This is a genomic window from Streptomyces sp. NPDC023157 (genome assembly GCF_055560575.1).
This window is the reverse complement of the sequence record NZ_JBVHIL010000006.1, coordinates 474,579-485,466: the sequence shown is the minus strand read 5'-3', so window position 1 is coordinate 485,466 and position 10,888 is coordinate 474,579. Positions and strand designations below refer to the sequence as shown.

Annotated in this window: 6 protein-coding genes; 5 read left to right on the top strand and 1 reads right to left on the bottom strand. The window is 73.6% G+C overall.

All coding sequences use genetic code 11. The annotated features are described in order from the left end of the window. Window positions 1–172: 172 nt before the first annotated feature. The 3 genes from ACZ3ZE_RS23955 to ACZ3ZE_RS23945 all read left to right on the top strand — a co-directional run bounded on the left by ACZ3ZE_RS23955 (window position 173) and on the right by ACZ3ZE_RS23945 (window position 2,594). Entirely contained in the window at window positions 173–1,087 is a 915-nt protein-coding gene (locus ACZ3ZE_RS23955; RefSeq protein ID WP_363293230.1) for a CAP domain-containing protein, read from the top strand. A gap of 5 nt (window positions 1,088–1,092) precedes the next feature. Beyond that, window positions 1,093–1,959, top strand: coding sequence for a peptidoglycan-binding protein LysM (locus tag ACZ3ZE_RS23950; protein ID WP_361166822.1), 867 nt, complete (start codon window positions 1,093–1,095; stop codon window positions 1,957–1,959). 80 nt (window positions 1,960–2,039) lie between these two features. After that, complete coding sequence (locus tag ACZ3ZE_RS23945) at window positions 2,040–2,594, top strand: RICIN domain-containing protein (RefSeq protein ID WP_467260605.1); 555 nt, start codon at window positions 2,040–2,042, stop codon at window positions 2,592–2,594. Window positions 2,595–2,631: 37 nt separating this feature from the next. Here ACZ3ZE_RS23945 and hisN read toward each other — a convergent pair whose 3' ends face one another. After that, on the bottom strand, window positions 2,632–3,426 hold the full coding sequence (gene hisN, locus ACZ3ZE_RS23940) for a histidinol-phosphatase (RefSeq protein ID WP_361166827.1): 795 nt from the start codon (window positions 3,424–3,426) through the stop codon (window positions 2,632–2,634). A gap of 105 nt (window positions 3,427–3,531) precedes the next feature. Here hisN and ACZ3ZE_RS23935 point away from each other — a divergent pair, with 105 nt between their 5' ends. Then, window positions 3,532–4,257, top strand: a complete 726-nt coding sequence (locus tag ACZ3ZE_RS23935; protein WP_467260602.1) for a TetR/AcrR family transcriptional regulator — start codon at window positions 3,532–3,534, stop codon at window positions 4,255–4,257. Between the two features lie 245 nt (window positions 4,258–4,502). Continuing rightward, a complete protein-coding gene (locus tag ACZ3ZE_RS23930; RefSeq protein ID WP_467260599.1) occupies window positions 4,503–10,766 on the top strand; it encodes a DNRLRE domain-containing protein in 6,264 nt (2,087 codons plus the stop codon). Window positions 10,767–10,888: the final 122 nt, after the last annotated feature.

Below are 10,888 nucleotides of genomic sequence, written 5' to 3'. Positions count from 1 at the left end.
AGCCCGCCCCGCCCCCGCCGTGCCCGCGCGCCCTGCCGTGCCTGCCTCGCCCCTGCCGTGCCTGCCCGCCCCGTCGTACCCGCCCCTCCGCTACGCGCGTTGACCGCTTGTCTACCGGGGTCCGTGACCGTATGGCCCGTCAGGTCAGCGACACGACAGGAGACGACACGACATGACGACGCAGCCGCAGAACGGACAGGTTCTGACACTCGTCGCGGACAACGGCAGGGCCGCCGACGTCAACGCCAGCCAGGCGAGCGACGGCAACCGGATCCAGGCCTGGGCGCCCAACGGGACCGCCGCCCAGGGCTGGGTGTTCTGGGCCAAGGAGAACGGCACCTGGCTCCTGGAGACCCAGCTCACCCACAACACCCACGGCCCGGGCCAGGGCATGGTGATGGACTACAACTTCTCCAACTTCACCACCCACCTGGTCCGCGAACACGGCCAGGACAACCAGCGCTGGCACCTGGAGGACGGCGGCAACGGGCGCGTCCTGCTGCGCAGCGCCCGCGGCAACGAGGGCGCCGCCTACCTCACGGCCGACGGCCAGGGCGCGGCGCTCGGCGTGTGGGGGCGCGACCCCGCCAACCAGGGCCAGCTCTGGCAGCTCCTCCCGGCCGGGCAGACGGGCGGCCAGGGCGGCGGCGGGAGCCGACCCCAGCCGCAGCCCCAGCCCCAGCCCCAGCCCCAGCCGGGCGGCGGTGACTTCCGCGGCGAGATGCTCGCCGCGGTCAACCAGGAGCGGCGCCGGGTCGGCGCCCCCGACCTGAGGCTCGACGACCGGCTCTCGGCCGCCGCGCAGCGCCACGCCAACGACATGGCGGCGAACGACCTCACCCAGCACAACGGCACCGACGGCTCCGACTTCAGCCGCCGCATCAGCGACGCCGGATACCCGGGCAACACCGCCCGCGCGGAGAACGTCACCCCCGGCAACAGCGTCGCCGAGGCCATGCGGATGTGGATGGACAGCACCCCGCACCGCAACAACATCCTCGGCGGCTCCTACCGCGCCATCGGCATCGGCTACAGCCCGCGCCAGCGCGGCAACTGGGGCCGGTACGTGCAGACCTTCGGCAGCTGAGCCCGATGGGAACGGCATGGATCCCCGGCGCCGTACGCCTCGGTGACGGGGCGATCGGCGGCCCGATGGACACCCCGGAGCTGCCGCCCCGGGTCGTCTGGCACACCACCGAGAGCGGCGCCGGGAACGCGGCCTTCGACGCCGTCGGCGCGTACCTGATCAAGCAGGGCAGCGAACCGCACCTGCTGTACGACCCCACCACCGACAAGCTGGGCCAGTTCGGGCCGCTCGACCGCAGCGCCCGGGCGCTGCGCAACGACGGCGACACCCGCACCAACCGGACCGGCCGGGTCTGCGTCCAGATCGAGGTCCTGGCCCGCGCCGGGACCCCGTTCACCGGCTACTGGAAGCCGGGCCCGCGCTTCGGTGCCCTCATGGCGGCCGTGCGCTCCTGGGGCGTGCCCGACGTGTGGGCCGGGCGGGGGCGCTCGCGCCCCGACTGGCGCGGCAAGGGCGGGCACTTCGGCCACGTCCACGTACCGGGCAACGACCACTGGGACCCGGGCGCCATCGACCCGGCGGCCCTCTTCGCCGCCGCGGGCGGGGCCGGGCCGAAGCAGCGGCCGGGCCAGCACCACCTGCGGTCCGTGGTGAGCCTCGCCAGGGTGCTCGCCGCGGCCCGCACCGACCCGGCCGCCGCCCAGGGCGCGGCGGCGCACCGCGCCGACGTGCTCCCCGTGGAACGCGCCCTGGCCGCCGAGGGGCTGCTGCCCGCCCAGTGGGCCGACGGCTCCTTCGGCACCAGGACGATGACCGCCTACGCCGCGTGGCAGCGCCGCTGCGGCTTCGGCGGCACGGACGCCGACGGGCTGCCCGGCCGCACCACCCTGGAGCGCCTGGGCCAGGCCCACGGCTTCCAGGTCACCGCGTGACGCCCGCCCGCAGGACCAGGAGCACGCGCACGACACCCCTGAGCACGTCCACCCACCGTACGTACGACGAAAGGACCACCATGACCACCCTCCGTACCCTCGCCGCCGGTGTCGGCGTCGCCGTGACCGTCGCGGGGGCGGCCCTGGCGACCGCTCCGACGGCACTGGCCGCGCAGAGCACCGACTGCGGCTCGCTCCCGCCGTCCGTCACCACCCGCACCGAGGTGGCGACCTACCGCGGCGGCGCCCTCGACCTGCCGTACAACAACGAGGCCGAAGGCCAGCGGGTCGGCACCTTCACGCCCAACGGGTCGCCCGCGCAGACCTGGACGGTGTGGCGCTACTGCGACGGCACCAGCGCCATCAGCCACGGCTACGACAAGGTCCTGGAGGCCGGCGGCACCAACGACCTGGCCATTCCGCAGCTCGGGTCGGCGACCCGGGACGGCCTCAACAGCCCGTGGGGCGGCGTGGCCCCCGCCCAGAAGTGGCGCCTGATCGACGGCGGCAACGGCTGGCGGATGGCCAAGAACGCGGTCACCGGCCAGTGTCTGAAGAGCAACGGCGTCGGCTATCTGAACTCCATGGCCGGCTGCGACCAGAACGACGCCGGGCAGTGGTGGCAGCTGGGCTGACGCCCGGCCGCCCCACCACCGGGGAACGGGGGGCCGCTCAGCCGCCGAGGTAGCTGAGCAGCTCCCCGTGCAGCAGTCCGTTCGACGCCACCGCGTTGCCGCTGTGCGGGCCGTGGCGTCCGTCGAGGCCGGTGAAGGTGCCGCCGGCCTCCTGGACGACGATCGCGGTCGCCGCCATGTCCCACAGCGACAGCTCCGGCTCCGCGCACAGGTCCACCGAGCCCTCGGCGACCATCATGTACGGCCAGAAGTCGCCGTACGCGCGGGTCCGCCAGACCGCGCGGCTCAGGTCGAGGAAGCCGTCGAGCCGGCCGCGCTCCTCCCAGCCGGTCAGGCTGGAGTACGCGAAGGAGGCGTCCTCCAGGCGCCCGACCTTCGACACCCCGATCCGCTTCGCCGAGGCGAGGCTGCGGCCCGTGTACGCGCCGAGGCCCTTCGCCGCCCACCAGCGGCGCCCGAGCGCCGGCGCGGAGACCACGCCCACGACGGGCTGGAAGCCGGTCTCCCCGGCCTCCATCAGGGAGATCAGGGTCGCCCAGACGGGCACCCCGCGCACGTAGTTCTTGGTGCCGTCGATGGGGTCGATCACCCAGCGGCGCGGGCCGGTGCCCTCGACGCCGTACTCCTCGCCGAGGATCGCGTCGCGCGGCCGCGCGCGCTGCAACTGCTTGCGGATCAGCTCCTCGGCGGCCTTGTCGGCCTCGCTGACCGGGGTCATGTCGGGCTTGGTCTCGACCTTGAGGTCGAGCGCCTGGAAGCGGTCCATCGTGGCCGCGTCCGCAGCATCCGCGAGGACATGGGCCAGACGCAGATCGTCGTGGTATTCGGCCATGTCGAAACTCTATCCCCCGGACAGGGGTCGCCCTGCGGCGGGCCTTGACAGTGCGTGGTCGCACGTCAACGCTGAGCGCAGTACCGAACCGGCTGGGAGGCGACGATGCCGACTGCCCGAGCGACCCTCCTCGACACCGCTCTGGCGGCTCTGGGCGAGCAGCCCTGGGCCGCGGTGCGGATGGTCGACGTCGCCGCCCGCGCGCGGGTCTCCCGGCAGACCCTCTACAACGAGTTCGGCAGCAAGGAGGGGCTGGCCCGCGCCCTCGTGCGGCGCGAGGCCGACCGGTATCTGCGGGGCGTCGAGGCCGTGCTCGCCGAGCCCGGACCGCCCGCCCGCGGGCTGCTCGCCCTCGCCGAGTGGACGGTCTCCGCGGCCGCCGCCCGGCCCGTGCTGCGGGCCCTGCTCACCGGCGCCTGGGACGAGCGGCTGCCCGCCCCGCGCCCGGTCCGCGCCGGGTCCCGGCTCGCCCCCGTACCGGAGCAGCGGCGCGCCGACGCGGGGGTGCCCACGCCGGGGGAGCTGCTCGGCCAGGCGCGGGACCGGGCGGCGGCGGCGCTGATCGCGCGGGGCTCGAACGGCGGGGACGGCTCGGGGGTCGGCTCGAACGGCGGGGCCGGAGGCGACGCCGCGGGCACCGGGGAGGCGGGCGGCGCGGCGGCCGCCGTTCGCTCCTGCGAGCTGGCGCTGCGTCTCGCCCTGTCCTTCGTGGTGGCTTCCACGGGCCGGGAGGCGGAGGGCGATCGGGTACGCCTTGTCCGCGACGCGCTGTTCCCTGCGGCTATGCACCAGGTGGCGGGAGTTCGACCGCCGATGCCGCCCGGCGACTGACCGGATACTCGCGGGAAACCTCAAGTCTTCCTCTGAACAGACCCGTTGGTGGTTGCTTCGCTGTGTGCGAGTGGAACGATCGCCGACGCAATCCCTGTTGTCATGTTCAGGCTATCGAGGGAGATTCGGTGTCAACCGACAAGCGGAACCGCCCGCCCTTGAACGAAAGTCCACCCGAGGCAGGTTTCTCGGGCCTCCGTCCCCTCCGCGGCAGAGCCGGAAGACTGGCCGCCGTCGCCGGTGTCGTGGCGGCCACCCTGGTCGTCGAGACCGCCCTCGTGGTGGGGACCGGCGGCGAGACCTTCGCCGTGTCCCTGTCCACGACGGCCGCCCCCCGTGCCGTGGCGAAGCCGCCCAGGACACCCGCCGCCACCGAGGCCGCGGACCTCCCGTCGGCGCAGGTCGCCGCCCGGCTCTCCGGCAAGCGCGTCGAGGCCCTCTCGGAGCGGACCGAGACCACCACCGCGTGGGCCAACCCCGACGGCACGGTCACCCTGGAGGCGGCCACCGGACCGCAGCGCTACAAGGACCCGCTGGGCAACTGGCGCACGGTCGACGTCGGCCTGGTCAAGCACCCCGACGGCAGCGTCAGCGCCGTCGACCACCCCCTCGGCCTCACCCTGGCCGGGAAGACGCCGGCCGCGACCGCCGCGAGGATCGAGCGCTCCGGCGGCCGGGCGGGCGAGAAGAAGACCCCGTCGGTGCCGCTGGTCCGGCTCGACGACCGCCACGGCAGGCAGATAGCCGTCAACTGGCGCGGCGCGCTGGCCGATCCGACGGTCAAGGGCACCGAGGCGCGCTACGCCGAGGCCCTGCCGTACACCGACCTGATCGTCGAGTCGACCCGTACCGGCTACGAGCAGTTCCTGGAGCTCAAGGACAAGCGGGCGGTCGGCGCCAACGGCTCGGTCACCCTGACCCTGGACGCCAAGGGCCTCAAGGCGAAGAAGAACCCCGACGGGTCGATCACCTTCGCCGACACCAGGAACGGGCGCACCGCCGCCGTCGTCCCTGCCCCCGTCATGTGGGACGCCCGGACCGACCCGCGCAGCGGCGAACGCACCCACACCGCCCCGGTGGGCCTCGCGCTCACCCAGAGCGGCGACAGCGTCGACGTCACCCTGACCCCGGACGCGGCCTTCCTGGCCGACCCGAAGACCGTCTTCCCGGTCACCGTCGACCCGGCGGTCTCCGTCGGCACCAGCTTCGACACCTTCGTCCAGGAGGGCTACGGGACCGACCAGTCGGCCGCCACCGAGCTGAAGCTGGGGAACAACGGATCGGCGCAGAAGGCCCGTTCCTTCCTCTCCTTCCCGATGGCCCAGATCTCCGGCAAGGTCATCCAGTCCGCGAAGCTGAACCTGTGGGCCACCCACTCCTGGTCGTGCACGGCCAAGTCGTGGGAGGTGTGGACCACCGGCGCCGCGAGCACCGCCACCCGCTGGACCGCCCAGCCGGCCTGGACCACCAAGCAGGCCACCAGCACGCAGACCAAGGGGTTCTCCTCGGCCTGCGCCGACGGCTGGGTCAACGCCGACGTCACCACGATGGTCCAGAGCTGGGCCTCCAACGGCAACGGCAGCAACCACCTCGGCATCCGCGCCACCGACGAGACCGACCCGTACGGCTGGAAGCGCTTCAACTCCGGCAACGCCGCCTCCAACACCCCGTACCTGTCGGTCACGTACAACACCAAGCCGAGCGTGGTCGCCGCGGTCTCCCCGGTGGACGGCTCGGCCACCAACGACACCACGCCGACCCTGACCGGCAGGTCCACGGACGCCGACGGCAACACCGTCCAGCTGAGCTACGAGCTCTGGGCCGCCAACGGCTCCGCCGCCCTGCAGACCGGCACCTCCGGCTTCGTCGCCTCGGGCGCCGACGCCCCCTGGACCCCCGCGACGGCGCTCGCGCCCGGCTCCTACAAGTGGCGGGCCACCGCGTCGGACGGCTCGGTGTCGAGCGCCTGGTCCGCCTGGCAGAACTTCACCGTCGACACCACCGCCCCGGCGACCACGGCGATCTCGTCGAGCGACTTCCCGGCTGACACTTGGTCCGGGACGCCCGACGCGAACGGCGACGTCTCCGGCGCGTTCACCTTCACCCCGCCGGCGACGGACGCCAAGGAAGTGCAGTACGCGCTCGACGGCGGCGCCTGGACCACCCTCGGCGTCTCCGGGGTCACCGCCTCCGCCACCCTCACCGTGACCGCGGGCAAGCACACCCTGACCGCGCGCACCCGTGACGCGGCCGGCAACGTCTCCGGGCAGACCAGCCACGTCTTCTACGCCGGTTCCGGCGCGGCGCTCAACACCCCGGCCGCGGGCGACCGCCCGGCCCGCCGCACCGCGCTCACCGCGACCGGCAAGGACACCTACACCGGCGTCACCTACCAGTACCGGCGCGGCGAGACCGACCCGTGGAAGGACGTGCCGGTCGCCCACGTGACCAGGGCCGCCGACGGATCCGCCGTCGCCGCCTGGCCGCTGGCAGCCCCGGCCGGCAAGCCCGCCGCGCTCAACTGGGACATCACCACCACCCTCGCCGAGGACGGCGCGGTCGACGTCCGCGCCCTGTTCACCGACGGCACGACGTCGGCGGGCTCGCCGGCCAACACCGTCGCCCTGGACCGCACCGCGGGCACCGCGCCCACCGAGGAGGTCGGCCCGGGCGAGGTCAACCTGATCACGGGTGACTTCACGCTCGCGGAGACGGACGTCTCCCTCTTCGACCTGTCCGTCAGCCGTACCGCCTCCTCCCGCAACCCCGCCACCGGCGGCTCGCAGGAGGGCCAGGTCGCGATCTTCGGCAAGGAGTGGAGCGCCGGCACCGTCGCCGAGGCCAGCGAGTCCGACTGGGCGTACCTCAAGCAGACCTCCGCCACCTCGCTCGCACTCGTCGACGTGGAAGGCGAGGAGACCGGCTTCACCGCGACCAGCGGCGGCGGCTGGAAGCCCGAGCCCGGGGCCGAGGAGCTCACCCTCACCGGCACCACCGGCGGCTCCCTCACCATGAAGGACACCGAGGGCACCGTCACCGTCTTCACCAAGCCGGACGCGGCCGCCACCGCCTGGCAGGTCGCCACCACGGGCATGGAGGGCCTGGCCGACACCACCACCACGGTGGTCTCCGAGACCGTGACCGTCGGCGGCAAGAAGCTGGCCCGGCCGAAGCTGGTCGTCGCCCCCACCTCCGCCGTCCCGGCCACCACCTGCGCCGCGACGCCGTCCACCAAGGGCTGCCGCGCGCTGGAGTACGTCTACGCGACCGCCACCACGGCCACCGGCTACTCCGACGCCACCGAGTTCGGCGACTTCGCCGGGCAGGTCAAGGAGATCCGCGCCTGGTCCACCGAGCCGGGCGCGGCGACCGCCACCTCCAAGGCCCTCGCGAGCTACCGCTACGACCTCTCGGGCCGGCTGCGCCAGCAGTGGAACCCGACCCTGTCCCAGGCCACCCAGACCCAGTACTCGTACGACGGATCGGGCCGCATCTTCTGGGTGCAGTCCCAGGGCGAGCTGCCCTGGAACCTGGACTACGGCAAGGCGGGCAGCAGCCCCGTCGCCGGCGACGGCATGCTCCTGAAGGTGCGCCGCCCGGCCCTCGTCCAGGGCTCGGCCGACCAGACCAGCGGCGAGGCCGCCACGAGCATCGTCTACGACGTCCCGCTCACCGGCACCGCCGCCCCGTACGCCATGGGCACCCAGGACGTCGCCGCCTGGGGCCAGACCGACGTGCCGACCGACGCGACCGCGGTCTTCCCCGCGGACTCCGTCCCGGCCGCGCACGCCGGCTCCGGCCTGACCGCGGGTGACTACCGGCGCGCCACGCTCACCTACACGGACGTCTCCGGCCGTGAGGTGAACACCGCGAGCCCCGGCGGCTACATCTCCACCACCGAGTTCGACGAGCACGGCAACACCGTGCGGGAACTCTCCCCGGGCAACCGGGCGGTGGCACTCGGCCTGACCGCCGCCGACCGGGCCGTCCAGAACGAGCTCGGCATCGCCACCCGCTCCGCGAACGAGCGCGCCGACCTGCTCGCCACCCGCTCGGTCTTCGATGAGTCGGGCACCCGCGAGCTCCAGGAGCTCGGCCCGCTGCACCGCGCCACGCTCACCGAGGACCTCGTCTCGGGCGGCGCCACCGTCCTCAAGGCCGGCGACGCCACCGCCGTCCGCTCCTGGACGGTCAACGAGTACGACGCGGGCCGCCCCACCGACGGCACCGCCACCGTCCAGGACAAGCCCACCAAGGTCACCGTGGGCGGCCAGGTCCTCGCGTACCCCGCCGTCCAGGCCGAGCCCCTCGTCACCCAGACGCTCTACGACTGGGTCAAGGGCCTGCCGGTCAAGGTGATCCGCGACCCGTCGGGGCTCGCCCTGACCAGCCAGATCGAGTACGACGCCAAGGGCCGCACCGTCAAGGAGCTGCTCCCCGGCTCCACCGGCACCGACGCGGCCGCCCGGGTCACCACCTACTGGTCCGCGAGCGGCACCGGCACCTGCGCCGGCCGCCCCGAGTGGGCCGACAAGGTCTGCTCCACCGGCCCGGCCGGGGCGATCACCGGCGGCGGTTCGAACCCGACCCAGCTGCCCACGGTGACCACCGAGTACAGCTGGTGGGGCTCCCCCGCCAAGGTGACCACCACCGCCAACGGCACCACCCGCACCCTCACCACCACCTACGACGCGGCCGGCCGGCCGGTCACGACCGCCACCACCGGCGGCCTCGGCGACCCGGTGCCGGACAGCACCAGCGAGTACAACGGCGAGACCGGACGCGAGGTCAAGACCTCCTCGCCGTCGGGCGGCACGATCTGGAAGGCCTACGACAAGCTGGGCCGGCTGATCTCCTACACCGACGCCGACGGCGGCGAGACCAAGACCGAGTACGACCTGCTCGACCGCCCGGTCAAGGTCAGCGACTCGGTGCCGTCCACCGTCACCTACACGTACGACCACACCATCGAGCCGCGCGGTCTGCTGGTGAAGACCACCGACTCCGTCGCCGGTTCCTTCGAGGCCCGGTACGACGCCGACGGCAGCGTCATCAGCCAGAAGCTCCCCGGCGGCTACACCCAGACGATCACCGAGGACACCACCGGCGCCGAGACCAAGCGGCTCTACACCCGTGACAGCGACGGCACGACCGTCGCCTCCGACACGGTCGACGAGTCGGTGCACGGCCAGGTCCTGCGGCACTCCGGCTGGTCCGCCCAGAGCAACGCCTACGACAAGGCGGGCCGGCTCAGCACCGTTCTCGACACCGTCGGCGACGTCTGCACCCGCCGCGGCTACGCCTTCGACAAGCGCACCAACCGCACCGGCCTGACCACGGCGACCGGCGCCCCCGGCGCCGCCTGCCCGACCACCGGAGGGACCACCGCCGGCCACACCTTCGACAGCGCCGACCGGATCGTCGACAGCGGCTACGTGTACGACGGCTTCGGCCGCACCACCGCCCTGCCCGGCAGCGCGCTGGAGTACTACGTCAACGACCTGGTCCGCCGCCAGACCTCCGGCACCCTGCGCCAGACCTGGAGCCTGGACGCCGCCCACCGCTTCCGCGGCTGGACGGTCGAGTCCTCGGCCGACGGCACCTGGACCCAGACCTCGTCGAAGGTGAACCACTACGACGGGGACGACGACAACCCCCGCTGGGTCACCGAGGACGTCGCCTCCGGCAAGCTCACCCGCAACGTCGACTCCGCCGACGGCGAGCTCGCCGCCACCACCGGCGCGAGCGGCGACACCGTCCTCCAGCTGACCAACATCCACGGCGACGTCGCCCTCCAGCTCCCGCTGAACCAGGCCGACGCACCGCAGGTGCTCGACAGCGACGAGTACGGCAACGCGCGCACCGGCCAGCCCGTCACCCGCTACAGCTGGCTCGGCGGCAAGCAGCGCTCCAGCGAGACCGTCACCGGCCTCACCCTGATGGGCGTCCGGCTCTACAACCCGGCCACCGGCCGCTTCCTCTCGCTCGACCCGGTCTACGGCGGCAGCGCCAACGCGTACGACTACGTCAACGCGGACCCGCTGAACTCCTACGACCTCGACGGCAAGTGGGGCTGCGGCTGGTGCAAGAAGGCCTGGAAGAAGTTCAAGAAGAGCAAGATCGGCCGGCACATCCGCAGGCACCGCGGTGTCTACGGCTGGGCCGCCGGCGTCGGCCTCGGCATCATCGGCGGCGCCTGCGTCGCGGCCACCGCGGGCATCTGCGCCGGAGCGGGCGGCCTGCTCATCGGCGCCGCGTTCGGCGCGGCCGGCGGAGCGGCCAGGTACCGCATCGGCACCGCGAAGCGGAACCGGCGCGGCTACTGGAAGAACGGGCTCTACGGAGCGGCCAGTGTCTTCGGACCCGGCACGTGGAGCCGCTACCGGCTCCGCGGCGCCCCGCAGAGCGCCAAGCGCTGGATCGAGGGGTTCCGGCGTGAGAGGAGCTTCGGCAAGCACCGTCGCAAGGTCCACGTCCACTGGGGATTCGGAACCCGCTGGATCCGCTGAGCCGTTAGCTTCGTGACCAGGGGCCGGGGGGGGGGCCCCCCCGCCCCGCCCCCCCCCCCCCCCACCCCCCCCCCCCCCCCCCCCCCCCCCCCCCCCCCCCCCCCCCCCCCCCCCCCCCCTTG